General features: G+C 71.0%; 11 protein-coding genes and 2 tRNA genes. 2 read left to right on the top strand and 11 right to left on the bottom strand.

Going from position 1 to position 15,336, the window contains the following annotated elements:
• Positions 1-69 precede the first annotated feature (69 nt).
• The 7 genes from holA to leuS all read right to left on the bottom strand — a co-directional run bounded on the left by holA (position 70) and on the right by leuS (position 10,599).
• Positions 70-1,056: a DNA polymerase III subunit delta gene (holA, locus tag IE262_RS09260; RefSeq protein ID WP_134040471.1), complete on the bottom strand. Its 987-nt coding sequence runs from the start codon at positions 1,054-1,056 to the stop codon at positions 70-72.
• A 108-nt stretch (positions 1,057-1,164) separates the two neighbouring features.
• Positions 1,165-1,410 (bottom strand): hypothetical protein, encoded by a 246-nt coding sequence (locus tag IE262_RS09265; RefSeq protein ID WP_134040472.1) that lies wholly within the window; start codon positions 1,408-1,410, stop codon positions 1,165-1,167.
• A gap of 274 nt (positions 1,411-1,684) precedes the next feature.
• Positions 1,685-4,438, bottom strand: coding sequence for a ComEC/Rec2 family competence protein (locus IE262_RS09270; RefSeq protein WP_373304998.1), 2,754 nt, complete (start codon positions 4,436-4,438; stop codon positions 1,685-1,687).
• Positions 4,435-5,298, bottom strand: a complete 864-nt coding sequence (locus IE262_RS09275) for a ComEA family DNA-binding protein (RefSeq protein WP_373304999.1) — start codon at positions 5,296-5,298, stop codon at positions 4,435-4,437. Before IE262_RS09275 ends, IE262_RS09270 begins: the two co-directional genes overlap by 4 nt.
• A 508-nt stretch (positions 5,299-5,806) precedes the next feature.
• On the bottom strand, positions 5,807-6,652 hold the full coding sequence (locus IE262_RS09280; RefSeq protein WP_134040474.1) for a DegV family protein: 846 nt from the start codon (positions 6,650-6,652) through the stop codon (positions 5,807-5,809).
• 77 nt (positions 6,653-6,729) lie between these two features.
• Positions 6,730-7,494, bottom strand: coding sequence for a hypothetical protein (locus IE262_RS09285; RefSeq protein ID WP_189872624.1), 765 nt, complete (start codon positions 7,492-7,494; stop codon positions 6,730-6,732).
• 207 nt (positions 7,495-7,701) lie between these two features.
• Positions 7,702-10,599 carry a leucine--tRNA ligase gene (leuS, locus tag IE262_RS09290; protein WP_189872626.1) on the bottom strand — a complete coding sequence of 966 codons (2,898 nt, stop codon included), beginning with the start codon at positions 10,597-10,599 and terminating at the stop codon, positions 7,702-7,704.
• 418 nt (positions 10,600-11,017) lie between these two features.
• Here leuS and IE262_RS09295 point away from each other — a divergent pair, with 418 nt between their 5' ends.
• Both IE262_RS09295 and IE262_RS09300 read left to right on the top strand, forming a co-directional pair.
• Entirely contained in the window at positions 11,018-12,415 is a 1,398-nt protein-coding gene (locus IE262_RS09295; protein WP_189872630.1) for a ferric reductase-like transmembrane domain-containing protein, read from the top strand.
• Complete coding sequence (locus tag IE262_RS09300; protein WP_189872632.1) at positions 12,412-14,028, top strand: NADH-quinone oxidoreductase subunit NuoF family protein; 1,617 nt, start codon at positions 12,412-12,414, stop codon at positions 14,026-14,028. The genes IE262_RS09295 and IE262_RS09300 overlap by 4 nt, the downstream gene beginning before the upstream one ends.
• Positions 14,029-14,142: 114 nt before the next feature.
• Here the strand turns inward: IE262_RS09300 and IE262_RS09305 are convergent.
• From IE262_RS09305 to IE262_RS09320, 4 genes are all read right to left on the bottom strand, one after another.
• Positions 14,143-14,215, bottom strand: a tRNA-Ala gene (locus tag IE262_RS09305).
• A 192-nt stretch (positions 14,216-14,407) separates the two neighbouring features.
• Complete coding sequence (locus IE262_RS09310) at positions 14,408-14,641, bottom strand: hypothetical protein (protein WP_134040479.1); 234 nt, start codon at positions 14,639-14,641, stop codon at positions 14,408-14,410.
• A 3-nt stretch (positions 14,642-14,644) separates the two neighbouring features.
• Positions 14,645-14,818 (bottom strand): hypothetical protein, encoded by a 174-nt coding sequence (locus tag IE262_RS09315; protein WP_134040480.1) that lies wholly within the window; start codon positions 14,816-14,818, stop codon positions 14,645-14,647.
• Between the two features lie 412 nt (positions 14,819-15,230).
• Positions 15,231-15,303 (bottom strand) — tRNA-Ala (locus IE262_RS09320).
• Positions 15,304-15,336 lie beyond the last annotated feature (33 nt).

Raw genomic sequence — 15,336 nt, forward strand, 5'->3', positions numbered from 1 at the left:
GCGATGCCAGCCCCCACACGGCCGTCCGCACCGTCCGATGCCCGAGGATCTGCACCCCGGGCCGACCGCTCACCCCCGCCGAGACCGCGCCGCCCGCGCGATCGTCACTACCGCCTTCTCCAACGCGTACTCAGGATCATCGCCCCCACCCTTGACACCCGCATCGGCCTCGGCAACAGCCCGCAGGGCAACCGCCACACCATCCGGTGTCCACCCCCGCATCTGCTGCCGCACCCGGTCGATCTTCCACGGCGGCATCCCCAGCTCGCGGGCGAGATCAGCCGGCCGCCCGCCCCTCGCCGAGGACAGCTTCCCGATGGCCCGCACGCCCTGAGCCAGCGCACTGGTGATCAGCACGGGCGCGACCCCGGTCGCCAGAGACCACCGCAGCGCCTCCAACGCCTCCGCGGCCCGCCCCTCCACCGCCCGGTCCGCCACTTCAAAACTCGACGCCTCGGCCCGCCCGGTGTAGTACCGCCCGACCACGGCCTCGTCGATCGTCCCCTCGACGTCCGCGACCAACTGCGACGCCGCGGACGCGAGCTCCCGCAGGTCACTCCCGATCGCGTCCACGAGCGCCTGGCACGCCTCGGGCGTGGCGGACCGCCCCAGGGTGCGGAACTCCCCCCGTACGAAGCTCAGCCGCTCCGCCGGCTTCGTCATCTTCGGGCACGACACCTCCCGCGCCCCCGCCTTGCGCGCCGCGTCCAGCAGCCCCTTCCCCTTGGCCCCGCCCGCGTGCAGCAGCACGAGGGTGATCTCCTCGGCGGGTGCCCCGAGATACGCCTTCACGTCCTTGACCGTGTCGGCCGAGAGATCCTGTGCGTTGCGTACGACCACGACCTTCCGCTCCGCGAAGAGCGACGGACTCGTCAACTCGGCGAGCGTCCCGGGCTGCAACTGGTCCGGGGTCAGGTCACGTACGTCCGTGTCGGCGTCGGCGGCCTTCGCGGCGGCCACCACCTCCTGCACGGCACGGTCGAGCAGGAGGTCCTCCTGGCCCACGGCAACCGTGACCGGGGCGAGAGGGTCGTCATTCGCAGTCTTCCTGGCCATCTCTCACAGCATCCCACGCACCACTGACAGCGCGGCCCGCGCACGGCCGTCCCCGCCCGACAAGGCCCACCGCGCGCAGGGACAGCTCCTCACCGGCCCCGGGCAGGGCTACGGCTCCTCCCGCCAGCCGTCCCACTCCCCCGCGAACTCCTCCAACTCGGCAGGATCGAGCCGTTCCGCCTCGTCCCGCAGGACGACCAGCCACTGCGCGTCCTCGGCGTCGTCCTCCCCGGCCAGCGCGTCCCGTACGAGCTGGGGCTCCTCCTCCAGCCCGAAGCGGTCGGCCAACGCCTCCGCCACCTCCTCCGCGGCCTCGCGGTCGGGCAGCACCAGCACATGTCTCACATCACTCACGAAGACATTTTCCGCCAGCCCCGACCACGCCCCATGCCGGGCCCGCACTCACCTCGCCGACCACAACCCGCATGCTGGGCCCCACGACCGCGATGCCCGGCGCGAGCATCGTCTGCCAGCTCACCCGTACGGATCCGTGCCCCGACGACGACGTTGCGGCCCCTCGCGCCACTGACCACGAACTCCGCCTGCTGCACGGGCTCGTTCACCGGGTCGAGCACTCGGCAGCTCAGCACCAGCCGGGACGGAACCTGCCCAGGGCCCCGCGAGGCCGTCAGTCTCTCGCCACCCGCAGCCCCTGCGCCGCACCGGCGACGGCGATCGCCCCGTCCTCGTCGGTACGCATCACCGTCGCGCCCCCGGCCCGCAACGCCGCGAGCGTGCTCGGCGCCGGGTGCCCGTACAGGTTGTCGGCCCCCACCGAGATGAGCGCCAGCCGCGGCGCCACGGCACGTATGAGGTCCGGATCCTGGTAGGCCGAGCCATGATGTGCGACCTTCACCACATCCACGGCTCCCAGCTCCACGGCCGCCGGGGACCTCAACAACGCCCGCTGCGCCGTGGGTTCGAGATCGCCGAGTATCAGCAGGGTCAGCCCGGCCGACCGGACGAGCATGGTCACACTGGCGTCGTTGGGCCCCTCCGGCGCGGGCCCCGTGCTCGGCGGCGGCCACAGCACCCGCCACATCAGGTGCCCCGTGCGCCGCTCCTGCCCCGCCACGGCCCGCGTCACCGGAATACGCCGGGCCGCGGCCTGTCTCCGCACGAACTCGGCCTGGTCCACCGGCTCCTCGAACCCCGTGGTCTCGATCGCGCCCACCGACCGTTCCCGTAGTACGCCTGGCAGACCGGCCACATGATCGGCGTGGAAGTGGGTCAGCACGACGAGCGGAATCCTCGTGATGCCGAGGGCGCGCAGACAGCGGTCGGCCAGCGCGGGATCGGGGCCCGCGTCCACGACCACCCCCGTCCCGGCGCCCGCCGCGAGCACGGTTGTGTCTCCCTGTCCGACGTCGCACATCGCGAACCGCCAACCGGGCGGTGGCCACCCGGTGATCACCCTGGTCAGTGGCGGCGGCTGCACCACCACGAGCAGGAACACCACGAGGGCCGCCAGGAAGATCCTGGGACGGCTCATGATCCGCCGTCCGACGAGGACGACCACCACCGTCACCACGGCGAGCAGTAGCGCACCCGTCCAGTTCCCCGGCCAGTCCACTCCCGCACCGGGCATGGCGGCCCCCGTACGCGCGATGTCCGCGATCCACCCGGCCGGCCAACTCGCGCACCACGCGAGGCCCTTGGCGACCGGCATCGCCACGGGTGCCGCCGCCAGCGTGGCGAACCCGAGCACCGTGGCCGGTGCCACAGCGAACTCCGCCAGCAGATTGCACGGCACCGCCACCAGGCTCACCCGCGCCGACAGCACAGCGACGACCGGCGCGCACACCGCCTGGGCGGCGGCGGCCGCGGCCAGCGCCTCGGCCGGGCCCGGCGGCACCCGACGCCGCTGAAGCGCCGCGCTCCACCGTGGGGCAAGGGTGAGCAGGGCACCGGTCGCGAGGACCGAGAGCAGGAACCCATAGCTGCGGGCCAGCCACGGGTCGTACAGCACCAGCAGCAGAACCGCCGTCGCCAGCGCGGGAATCAGGGACCTGCGGCGCCCGGTCGCGATGGCCAGCAACGCGATCGACCCGCAGGCCGCGGCCCGCAGCACGCTCGGATCCGGTCGGCACACGATCACGAACCCCAGCGTCAGCGCGCCCCCGACCAGCGCGGTCGCCCGCAACGGGATACCCAGCCGCGGCGCGAGCCCTCTGCGCTCGACGCGTTGGGCAAGCCCGGGCGGACCGATGAACAGGGCGAGGAGGATGGTGAAGTTGGCCCCGCTGACGGCCAGGAGATGCGTGAGATCAGTCGCCTTGAAGGCCTCGTCCAACTCGACCGGCACCCGCGACGTGTCGCCGACGACGAACCCCGGCAGCAACGCCCGTGCGTCCGCGTCCAGCCCGTCCGTAGCCTCCCGCAGCCCGCTCCGCAGTCTCCCGGCGAACCGCTGCACCCCGGACGCCTCCGCCACGACCTCCGGGGGCCCGCCGCCCCGCACGCGCAGCACGGCTCCGATCCGGTCCCCACCGACCGTGGCAGGCACGACCTGCGCGGAGACACGCACCCGCGTGGAGGGAAGCAGGGACAGCCAGACCCCACGCTCGGAGCCACCGCCCGGCGCCCCCGGGCTCCCCTCACTCCCCGCACGCGGACTGCCGCCACTCCCCGCACGGGAACTTCCGCCCCCGCTGGGACCCGACCTCGCGTCCACGATCACCAGGACCGGCGTCCGCGTCGCGAGGACCGTCCCGTCCGGCTTCTTCACTCGCCGGACCTCGGCGTTCAGCAGTACGGCCGTGGGGGCCACGTGGTCTCCTCCGATCCGGGGGCGGGTGAGCCGTGGATCGGAGGTGAGCTCGACATCGGCCGTCACGTGCGCGTACTGACGTGCCAACGCGGGGACCGGGCCGCGCCGCAGATCCGCCCCGTGGAGTCCGGCGGAGGCCGCTGCCGCCGCGGCACAGAGCAGGACGGCGGCGATGGAGCCCCTGGGCCACGGCGTGCCACGCCCCACCCGCTCGGCCCCGTTGGTCCGGGGCCCGTCAGCCGCCCGATCGGGCACCGGCATGTGCATTCGGTGTCGCCGTGCCATGAGCAGGGCACCGCCCACGACCAGGCAGATCGCCACCACACCAATGACCCACTCGGCCGGCGCGTCGAGCGTGAGAGCCGCTGTCGCCCAGGCCGCCAGCGCGGGCGGCACCAGCCGCAGGTCCGTCGGCCCCTCCTGTCTGGGGTGCGCGGCGCCCAGCCGGCTCACGGCCGCGCTGTGCACGGGCGCGCGGTCAGGGCCGCCGGGGCACTCGGCAGCGGTGCCCGCCGCGTCTGCTCTGTCCACCGAGTCTGCCGCGTCTGCCGGGTTCGCTGCGTGCCTCGTGCTTCGCGCAAGGGCGTCGAGTTCTCCCTCCGGCCTTCTCATGGCCGTACGAGATTCCGCAGGTCGGCGAAACGCCGGTCGCCGATGCCGTTGACCTCGCGGAGTTCGTCGACCGAGCGGAAGCCGCCGTGCTGGGTGCGGTAGTCGATGATGTGCTGGGCCAGCACGGGGCCGACGCCGGGCAGGGTGTCGAGTTGGTCCGCCGTGGCCGTGCTGAGAGAGACCGGAGCCGCGGGGGCGGCACCGGCGGCCGCCCCTCCGGCGCCGCCGGTTCCCGGCATCACACCCGTGGCGGGCGGCGCCGGACCACCGACGACCACCTGCTCGCCGTCCGCGAGAAGGCGGGCGCGGTTGAGCCCCTCGGTGCTCGTGCCCGGGCGGACCCCGCCGGCCGCCCGCAGGGCGTCGGCCACCCGCGAGCCCGCCGGCAGCCGCCGGACTCCAGGGTTCCGCACCTTCCCGCTGACGTCCACCACGATCGCTGGACCCGCTGCGGAAGCCGACGCCCCAGGAAAGGCGCCCGTTGCGGCCGCGTCCCGCCTGCCGCCCCGTCCCTCCCCTTCGCCCTGTCCATTCGGTTCATCCCGTTCGCCGAACGGTGCCGGGCGCACCACCTCGGGTGCGCTCACCGGCTCCGTCCGGCCTGCCCAGAAATGCTGTACGGCGAAGACCGCCGCGACGACCAGCACCACACTCAGCGCCAGCACGCTTCTCCGCTCCAGCCCGCACCTCGTCTGCAACCACAGCGGCATCCGCTCCCGCACCGCAGGCCCGATCCGCTCCCGCCACGTCGTCCTGGGGGCCTGCGCGGGAACCCTGGCGTCGCCGAGCTCACCAGTTCGGGGGAGATCCAGGCTCGCCACCCCCAACTGGTCATCGTCGGCACGGCCGTTGACGCCCATCGACCGCCCCGAAGTGGGGACAGGGATCGTCGAGTCGGCGCCGGGCGCTCGGGCCGCTCCGACTGACGGGCCGTCTGGCCTGCCTGGCTCGCTCAGAGGGATCGGCGGGCCGTTGCCCAACTCCCGCCGTTCCCTTGCTGTCTCGGTGAAAAGCGCTTCGGCGCGCAGACGGAGTGCTTCCGCGGAGGCCCGGCGGCGTCGGGACCTGCCCCGGGTGAGGGAACGGCGGTGACGGACCCGGCTGTCGGAGGCGGGCCCACGGCCCGGGCCGCTGGTGACGGTCGCTGTGCGTGACGGTGATCGAAGTGCCATGCGACGAGGTTCGGGCATTCCCGCCCACTCGCGATGATCTTGCTCAGTTCCCGTGGATTACCGGCCGGTTGTGGATAACTCGATCACCCACACGAGCACAACGAACACACCCGAGCACGCCGAGCACACCGAGCACACCAAACGCCGAACGCCGAACGCCGAACGCCGAACGCCGAACACACCAGGCACTCGCCCGTCACCGAGGCGAGACGACCGCCCCCAGCAGCCCGGGCCCCGTGTGCGCGCCGATCACCGCACCGACCTCGCTCACATGGAGATCGGCCAGTCCGGGTACACGCGCCCGCAGCCGGTCCGCGAGCGCCTGGGCCCGCTCGGGTGCGGCGAGGTGATGGACGGCGATGTCGACCTGCGCGTGAGCCGCACGGTCGGCGACGATCTCCTCAAGGCGGGCGATCGCCTTGGACGCCGTCCGTACCTTCTCAAGGAGTTCGATGCGGCCGCCGTCCAGTTGCAGCAGCGGCTTCACCGCGAGGGCGGAGCCGAACAGCGCCTGCGCGGCTCCGATCCGGCCGCCCCGGCGCAGGTAGTCGAGGGTGTCCACGTAGAAGTAGGCGGACGTGCCCGCGGCCCGCTTCTCGGCGGCCGTGACCGCCTCGTCCACCGTGCCGCCGGCCTCAGCGGTCCGGGCCGCGGCCAGCGCGCAGAAGCCCAGCGCCATGGCGACCATTCCGGTGTCGACGACGCGTACGGGCACGGGCGCGTCCCGTGCCGCGAGGACGGCCGCGTCGTAGGTGCCGGAGAACTCGGCCGACAGATGCAGGGAGACGATGCCCGTGGCTCCCGATTCGGCGGCCTTGCGGTAGGTCTCGGCGAACAGCTCGGGGCTGGGGCGGGACGTGGTGACGGACCGTCGCTTCTGGAGTGCCTGGGCCAGCGAGCGTGCCGAGATCTCGGTGCCCTCTTCGAGCGCGCGGTCGCCGAGGACGACGGTCAACGGCACCGCGGTGATGCCATGGTGCTCCATCGTCCGTGGCGGCAGGTAGGCCGTTGAATCGGTGACGATGGCGACATGGCGGGACATGAGCTGGAGGTTACCTGCCGAAACATGCGGGGGGCAGCCCGGCCCCTCCCACCTGCGGTGGGACGGGACGGGTGGGATCAAGTCGTGCTCTCGGGGCGGGGTTTCTTCTGCCAGGGATAGGTGATGCGCGGGCCCGGTGGGTTGATCGCGGGCCGCGCCGGTTCACCGGCCGTGCGGGACTGGGGGGTTTCCGACCAGGTCTGCCCGGTCGAAGCGGCGCCTTCGGGTGCCGGGGCCTCGGGCCACGGGGGCGTGGCAGCCGGAGGCGGGGTGTGTGCCCCGGCCGATGACGTGGGTTCCGTCGTCCAGTGCCGCAGTGCGCCCGCCTCGACGTCGATCTGCGCGCTGAGCGCGTCGAGGTCCTCCTCCGCGAAGCGGCGGGCCCGGTCGTGCGCCGCCCAGCGCAAGGAGTCCGCCGCCTTGATGATCCGCCCGGTGCGCTCCCGCAGGTCCGGCAGCCGCTCGGCGAGCTTGGCGCGGTCCGGGTCGGACTCCAGACGTCTCAGCGCGTCGTCCAGCTCGTGCCCGTGCGCGCTGAGGCGCTGGAAGAGACCCAGCGACTCCCTCAGGGACTCGTCCTCCGCCACGCCCGCGTGCAGCGCGTCCTGGGTGGCCCGCATCGTCGTGCGCAGCCTGAGCCGAAGATCGGCCAGCTCGCCCGCCGCTCCGGGCTGAGTGAGGCTCTTGGCGCGCAGCGTGGTGTCCTCGACCGTGCGGCGTGCCTGTTCGATGGTGCGGTCCACACCGCGCTTGGCGGCGCCGACCACCTTGACCGTGGCATACGCGCCCAGCACCAGGAACAGCACGAAGATCAGGACGATCACGGTGATCACGGCCTCCACGATGCTCCTCCTCCGACGCGCTCGGCAGCTGTTGCGTTGTTCTTCCACGGTAAACGCTACGGGCAGGCCGGGAGTTCCTGCAGAACCCCGAACCTGCCCGTAAGGGACCACCCCGACCGCCCCGAGCCGTGCGCACGCCCCCTGGAGGTACGCTCCGCACGCCCCCGGAAATACGTTGCGCATGCCCCCGGAGGTACGCCGAAGGCATTACGCCGTGACGATGTTCACCAGCTTCGGCGCCCGCACGATCACCTTGCGGATCCCTGCACCGGCCAGCGCGGAGACGACCTTCTCGTCGGCCAGCGCCACCTTCTCCAGTTCCTCCTCGGAGATGGACGGCGGCACCTCCAGGCGCGCCTTGACCTTGCCCTTGATCTGCACGACGCAGGTCACGGTCTCGTCCACGACGTACGCGGGGTCGGCGACCGGGAAGTCGCGGTGGACGACCGAGTCGGTGTGGCCCAGTTTGCGCCACAGTTCCTCGGCGATGTGCGGGGCCAGCGGCGCGACCAGCAGCACCAGCGCCTCGGCGACGGACCGGGGCACCGGGCCTCCCGCCTTGGTCAGGTGGTTGTTCAGCTCGGTGACCTTGGCGATCGCGGTGTTGAACCGCATGCCCTCCAGGTCCTGGCGTACGCCGTCGATGGCCTTGTGCAGCGCCCGCAGGGTGTCCACGTCGATGGCTGCGTCCTCGGTGTCGACGACGGTGACCTCGCCGGTCGTCTCGTCGACGACGTTGCGCCACAGTCGCTGCAGCAGCCGGAACTGGCCCACCACCGCGCGCGTGTCCCACGGCCGCGACACGTCCAGCGGGCCCATCGCCATCTCGTACAGGCGCAGGGTGTCCGCCCCGTACTCGGCGCAGATCTCGTCGGGAGTGACGGCGTTCTTCAGGGACTTGCCCATCTTGCCCAGCAGGCGGGTGACCTTCTCGCCCTGGTAGTAGTACGCGCCGTCGCGCTCCTCCACCTCGGCGGCCGGTACGGCGATGCCACGGCTGTCGCGGTAGACGTACGCCTGGATCATGCCCTGGTTGTACAGCTTGTGGAACGGCTCGGCCGACGAGATGTGCCCCAGGTCGTACAGGACCTTGGACCAGAAGCGCGCGTACAGCAGGTGCAGTACGGCGTGTTCGGCGCCGCCGATGTACAGGTCGACGCCGCCGTGCGGCATGCCCTCCCGCGGGCCCATCCAGTACCGCTCGATGGCCGGGTCGACCAGCTTCTCGCTGTTGTGCGGGTCCAGGTAGCGCAGCTCGTACCAGCAGGAACCGGCCCAGTTGGGCATGGTGTTGGTCTCGCGGCGGTACCTGCGGGGTCCGCGTCCGTCGCCCAGGTCCAGGGTGACGTTGGACCATTCCTCGTTGCGTGACAGCGGCGTCTCGGGCTGGGTGTCGGCGTCGTCCGGGTCGAAGGTGCGCGGCGAGTAGTCCTCGACCTCCGGCAGTTCCAGGGGCAGCATCGACTCGGGCAGCGCGTGGGCGACGCCGTCCTCGTCGTAGACGATCGGGAAGGGCTCGCCCCAGTAGCGCTGGCGGCTGAACAGCCAGTCGCGCAGCCGGAAGTTGACGGTGCCTTCGCCGACGCCCTCGCGCTCCAGCCACTCGGTGATGCGTGCCTTGGCGTCCACGACGCCCAGGCCGTCCAGGCTGATTCCGTCGTTCGAGGAGTTGATGATTCTCGCGTCGTACGAGGCGAAGGCGTCCTCCCACGTCGACGTGTCCGTGCCGCGGCCGTCGGTCGGCTCGACGATGCAGCGGATCGGCAGTTCGAAGGCGCGCGCGAACTCGAAGTCGCGCTGGTCACCGGCCGGGACGGCCATGATGGCGCCGGTTCCGTAGCCCATCAGCACGTAGTCGGCGATGAAGACGGGAATCCGCTCGCCGTTGACCGGGTTGGTCGCGTACGCGCCGATGAAGACACCGGTCTTGTCCTTGGCCTCGGCCTGCCGCTCCACGTCCGACTTGGAGGCCGCCTGCGCGCGGTACGCGGCGACGGCCTCGGCCGGGGTCGCGTGACCGCCGGTCCACACCTGGTGCGTGCCCTGCGGCCAGGTGTCCGGGGTGAACTTCTCGACCAGCGGGTGCTCGGGCGCCAGCACCATGTAGGTCGCGCCGAACAGGGTGTCCGGGCGTGTGGTGAAGACCGTGATGCTCTCGCCGTCGATCGGGAAGTCGACGCGGGCGCCCTCGCTGCGGCCGATCCAGTTGCGCTGCTGCAGCTTGATGGCCTCGGGCCAGTCCAGCGTGTCCAGGTCGTCCAGCAGCCGGTCGGCGTACGCGGTGATGCGCATGTTCCACTGGCGCAGCTTGGCCTTGAAGACGGGGAAGTTGCCGCGCTCGGAGCGGCCGTCGGCGGTGACCTCCTCGTTGGCCAGCACGGTGCCCAGGCCGGGGCACCAGTTGACCGGCGCGTCGGAGGCGTACGCCAGGCGGAACTCGCCCAGGACGTCGGCCTGCTCGGCGGTGCTCAGCTCGCTCCACGCGCGCGTGTGCCCGGGTACGGCGCGCTCACCGGTCGCGAACAGGTCGATCAGCTCGGAGATCGGGCGAGCCTTCCTGGCCTCGTCGTCGTACCACGAGTTGAAGATCTGCAGGAAGATCCACTGGGTCCACTTGTAGTAGTCCGGGTCGATCGTGGCGAACGACCGGCGCTTGTCGTGGCCCAGGCCCAGCCGGCGCAGCTGGACCTTCATGTTCTCGATGTTGGCCTCGGTGGACACGCGCGGGTGCGTACCGGTCTGCACGGCGTACTGCTCGGCGGGCAGGCCGAAGGCGTCGAAGCCCAGGGTGTGCAGGACGTTGTGGCCGGTCATCCGCTGGAACCGGGCGAACACGTCGGTGGCGATGTAGCCCAGGGGGTGGCCGACGTGCAGGCCCGCACCCGAGGGGTACGGGAACATGTCCATGATGAACTTCTTGGGCTTGGCGGCCTCGTCCGGCTCGCCCGCCAGGTCGCCGCTCGGGTTCGGCGCCTCGTACGTGCCCTCGGCGTCCCAGAAGTCCTGCCAGCGTGCCTCGATCTCGGCCGCGACGGCGGCCGTGTAGCGGTGCGGCGCTGCCTCCGCCGACACAGCGGCGGCGGCAGCGGGGTTCGTCTCGCTCATGATCCTCAAAGCTCCATCGATCGTCTCTGCCAGCGGCTGTTCGAGAAACGAAAAATCCCCTCACACAGGAGGGGACGCCGCGCCGACTCCGACCACGATTCACCCGTGGCCGGGACTGGTCAGCGCGGCTCGCTAAGCAGAAGGCGTACGGCACGCATGGCGCCAGGATACCGCAGCCCCCGCGCGCGCCGCGACGAGGTTCCCCGGGCACGGACGCCGACTGTCGGCCATCGGAACCAGCCAAAAAAGTTGAACATTATTCAAAAGTTACTTCGCGTAACGGTCACTATGGTGCATCACCCATGTGAGTTACCCCCTTGATAACGAGGCAATAACTCAAACCCCGTACCGCTCGGTTTGGCTCCACTTAGAGTGCGAGGCACGGGACCGCTTTCCCGAACCGTTCGGAGTTGCCCCCATGAACCCTCGTAGTAGTAACAGCTCGCTCCCCAAGACGGGCCGCTCGGCCTATGGGGTTGCGACAGCTGCCGCTCTGCTGCTCATACCTGTGATCGTGCTGGCTGGAGGTGACGCAGTACGTGAGTTCCTCGACTTCGGCGCCGGTGTGCTGTCGCTGGTCGCCCTCTCCTGCTCGGTGATCTGGGGGCTGGTCGCCAGCGACCGGCTCTTCCTCAGTACGCGTCAGCGCATCGTCTCGCAGGCCGTGCACCGCACGACCGCCATCGCCTCGGTCGCGTTCCTGCTGCTGCACGTCACGGTGAAGGTCGCGCTGGAGCACGCGCCGTTCTACGCCGCGCTCATCCCCTTCAGCCTCGGCTTCACGGGCACCGCGATACTCATCGCCTTCGGCTCCATCGCCGGACTGCTCATGATCACCACGGCTCTCACCGGTGCGCTCCGCAGCGCCTTCATGACCCGAGCGGAGGTCGCGGCGCGCTGGCGGGTGTTCCACATGCTGGCCTACCCGGCCTGGTGTTTCGCGTTGGTCCACGGGCTCTACGCCGGTCGAGAGGCCAAGCCGGTCTTCGTGATCCTCTACAGCGTGTGCCTCGTCGGCGTCGCGGGCGCCCTCATGCTGCGCGCGGCTCCTCGCCCGTTCAAGCGCCGGGTGGCCGACACGATCGTCAGCGTGCTCGGCACCGACACCCGGCCGGGACGCGAGCAGCTGGACGCCAGCCGTGCCCGGATGGCCGAGGCCACGATGGGCGCGGGCGCAGGTCGCGGCGGAGACCTGGGCCGTGGCGCGGCCCCGGACCGCGGCCGGGGAGCCGACTCGCCGCTGCCGGGCATGGGCGCGCGCGGAGGCAGCACCCTGGGCGACACGATGGTGCCCCCGCAGCGGACGCCGTCCCCGTCGCCGAGCCTCTACGACTCCGGCGCGCGCGCCGACGCACCGGACCCCGCGCGCGGTTTCGCGGCCGCGTACCGTGCCGTGTCGGCCTCCCCGCGCGCGCAGGACCCCCTGACGCCCGAGCCGACCCAGCGCATCGACATGCCGCTGGACATGCAGCCCACCGAGGCCATGCCGCGCTACGACGAGAGCTCCACCACGGGCACCCGCTGGCCGGCCCCGTCCCCGCCGCCGGTCGGCGAGGCACCCCCGTCGGCGTACGACCCGATGCAGGACACCTTCGCGGGCCAGACGTTCGCGGGTCAGGCGTATCCGGGCCAGACGTACGCGGGGGCTCCCGAAACTTCCTACGGAACGGCTGAGACGAACGCCCCCTACGGCACGTACAACCCGAACGACACGTACAACAGCGGTCCCGCCACTGAAACGCTGCCCGGCTCGTACGACTACGAGAGGCCGGGCTCAGGCGAACCCTGGAACGCGCCTTCCGGAGGCTTTAAGTGAACGAGGCCCTTCCCGACGTCCCCGAAGTCCGCGTGGTGGGGCTTCCACAGCTCACCTCGGGTTTCGACCTCGTCGAGAGACTCGACCTCCCCATGCACCTCAAGGTGCACGGTCCGCTCGAACCGATGGGCGGCGAGCAACTCGCCCAGCTCTCCGAGCGGATCAATCTGAAGGGGCGTGGCGGCGCGGGCTTCCCCTTCCACAAGAAGCTGCGGTCGGTCGCCGAATCGGCGATCAAGCGCGGCATCCGGCCGGTGGTCGTCGTCAACGGAAGCGAGGACGAACCCGCCTGCCGCAAGGACACGGTGCTGATCAACCGTGCCCCGCACCTCATCCTCGACGGCGCCCTGCTGGTCGCGGAGGCTCTGGGCGCCCGACAACTCGTCGTCGGGGTGACACGTGAATCCACCCAGCGCTCGATGGAGGCCGCCCTCTCCGAGCGCGGGCTGAGCAACCGGCGCGGTGCGGCCATCCGCGCGAGTGTGCAGCGCAATCCGGTGCGGATGGTCACCGGTGCCGCCGCCTCGCTGATCCGTTCCATCGACGGCGGCCCGGCCATCCCGCCGGGCCGCAAGACCAGTGCCTCGCGCAGCGGCGTCGGGGGCGCGCCCACGCTGCTCTCCAACGCCGAGACGTTCGCCCAGCTCGCGATCGCCGCACGCATCGGCTCCGAGCGCTACGGCAACACCGGCCTGTACGACGAGCCGGGCACCGTGATGCTCACGATCTCCGGTGCGGTCGCCCGCCCCATGGTGGTCGAGGCGCCCACGGGCGTGCCGCTGCGCTACGTCCTGCAACTCGCCGGCGCCCCGCCGGTCCCGCAGGGTGTGCTGACCGGCGGCTACCACGGCAAGTGGATCGACGCGGCGACGGTCAACGAGGCGATCGTCTCGCGCAACTCCCTGGACGCGGTGGGAGGTGCGCTCGGTGCGGGCGCGATCCTCCCGATCACCCAGGAGACCTGCCCGCTGGGCGAGTCGCTTCAGGTGGCGAAGTGGCTGGCCGAGGAGAGCGCGGGACAGTGCGGTCCCTGCTATCTCGGTCTGCCGGCCGCCGCGCGCGGTATGGAGGACATTCTCAACGGCGGCGGCCCGGCCGCCCTGGAGGCCCTCAAGCAGGTCGCCAAGAACGTGAAGCGGCGCGGCGCGTGCTCGCACCCGGACGGCTCCGCGATGTTCCTGGAGTCGACCATCAAGGCGTTCACGGACGACCTGGCGGCCCACGTCCTCGGGAACGGCTGTGGAAGACCCGTGGAGGGCGTTCTGCCGCTCTTCGAGGGCGGCAGGGCCCCTACGGGCATCCCCGGCGGCATGGCCGACGAGGAGAACGGCGCCAGCCGTCAGAAGATCTTCGTCGACTGGACGCTGTGCCGCGGCCACGGCCTGTGCGCGGACATCCTCCCGGAGGTCTTCGAACTGGGCGCCGACGGCTTCCCGACCGTCGCGCAGGCGTCGGTGCCCCAGTACGCCGAGGCGAAGGCGCTGCGCGCGGTACGCCGCTGCCCGGCGCTGGCCCTGCGCATCGAGGAGGACACCCGCGGCTCCGCGCCGTCCCGCAACCTGCCGGTCCTCTCGCAGGGCCGCGGCCGCCGAGCCCTGGGCAGCGGCCGCTGAGCACATCGTCGTGAGGGGGGCCACCGTGTCACGGTGGCCCCCTCACGACGTGGCTCCGGAAAGCAAAGATCCCGCCCGATCAATCCGATCGGACGGGATCTCTTCCGTGAGTTGTGGAGCTAAGGAGAATTGAACTCCTGACCTCCTGCATGCCATGCAGGCGCTCTACCAACTGAGCTATAGCCCCTCGCGGTCAAGCGGCGGAACCGCCTGTTGACCTTGTCGCCCGGTTTCCCTGGCGGCGACGCCAACATTACACGGTCGTCCGGGGGCATCACCAATTCGTTTCCGTTCTGTCCGGATACGGTCGACGATGTCCGCTGGTACGCACCGCGGGCCCCGGGCGACCGAGGCCCAACTGCCGTGACGGCACTACGGATCAGGCTGTCACGAACGAGTAGAACCGCTTGAGCGTGCAGTGCTCTTCAAGAAGCCGACCGTAGATCGGCTCACCCTCCAGCTCGCGGTACGTCTCGATCGGGTCGCCTTTTATGATCAGCGCCCGCGCGCATTCCTCGCACCAGTACTGGTAGGCGTGGTTGACGGGTTCCATGTCGCGGACGATGGGCGTGCCGCTGCCGCACCAGTCGCATTTCCTCCGGTGTGCACCCATCGTTCAGCTCCAGCTGTGGCCGCAGGTCGTGCACACGTAGGAGATCCCCCCGTTGTCGCCGAGGACTTGGGCGACCTGGAGTGAGCCGCAGGAAGGGCAGTTCAGGAGGGTGGCCTTCTTCCGTGTCACCACCGGTACGAGGAGGTGGCCGACCTCCCCGCGGATGCTCCCAGGCATCGCTTCTCCCTCCCGTCGGGCCGCGCCCCCTTCCGGCCGTTTGATTCTGCCACGGCCGGACCAATACGGTCAGCGACGCCTTCGTACCAGTCCGGACACGGCGCCCAGGATTGCCGGCCCGCCAGTGCGCACACGCATGCGAGAAGGGCGTCCGCAGAGGTATACGCCCCGGAAGCCCAAGTGACTCAAGCCGGTGCGGGAAGAGTGTGCCGAAGGCCGCGACCGCGGTCAGCGGTCCGCCGGCCGGGCCCGCGTCGCCGCAACTCCCGTACGAGCGGGCGGCGTTCGACGCTCGCAATGTCCAGCCCGGTCAGCCCAGTCAGCCCAGTCAGCCCGGTATACGAAAAATCCCGCCCCCTGACGGGGCGGGACCTTCGGTACTGATGCTCGACAACTGAAAGGTGTCGATCTGTGGAGCTAAGGAGAATTGAACTCCTGACCTCCTGCATGCCATGCAGGCGCTCTACCAACTGAGCTATAGCCCCTTGCTGCCATGTGGTGGAGCCACATGGTGTTTC

The sequence above is a fragment of the Streptomyces bluensis genome, assembly GCF_014650715.1.
GTDB lineage: Bacteria > Actinomycetota > Actinomycetes > Streptomycetales > Streptomycetaceae > Streptomyces > Streptomyces bluensis.

What these genes read in the sequence shown, in the direction of transcription:
- leuS (WP_189872626.1), bottom strand. Translation starts at nt 10,599, where the DNA reads ATGAGCGAGACGAACCCCGCTGCCGCCGCCGCTGTGTCGGCGGAGGCA.
- IE262_RS09310 (WP_134040479.1), bottom strand. Translation starts at nt 14,641, where the DNA reads ATGGGTGCACACCGGAGGAAATGCGACTGGTGCGGCAGCGGCACGCCC.
- IE262_RS09270 (WP_373304998.1), bottom strand. Translation starts at nt 4,438, where the DNA reads ATGAGAAGGCCGGAGGGAGAACTCGACGCCCTTGCGCGAAGCACGAGG.
- IE262_RS09275 (WP_373304999.1), bottom strand. Translation starts at nt 5,298, where the DNA reads ATGGGCGTCAACGGCCGTGCCGACGATGACCAGTTGGGGGTGGCGAGC.
- holA (WP_134040471.1), bottom strand. Translation starts at nt 1,056, where the DNA reads ATGGCCAGGAAGACTGCGAATGACGACCCTCTCGCCCCGGTCACGGTT.
- IE262_RS09280 (WP_134040474.1), bottom strand. Translation starts at nt 6,652, where the DNA reads ATGTCCCGCCATGTCGCCATCGTCACCGATTCAACGGCCTACCTGCCG.
- IE262_RS09315 (WP_134040480.1), bottom strand. Translation starts at nt 14,818, where the DNA reads ATGCCTGGGAGCATCCGCGGGGAGGTCGGCCACCTCCTCGTACCGGTG.
- IE262_RS09295 (WP_189872630.1), top strand. Translation starts at nt 11,018, where the DNA reads ATGAACCCTCGTAGTAGTAACAGCTCGCTCCCCAAGACGGGCCGCTCG.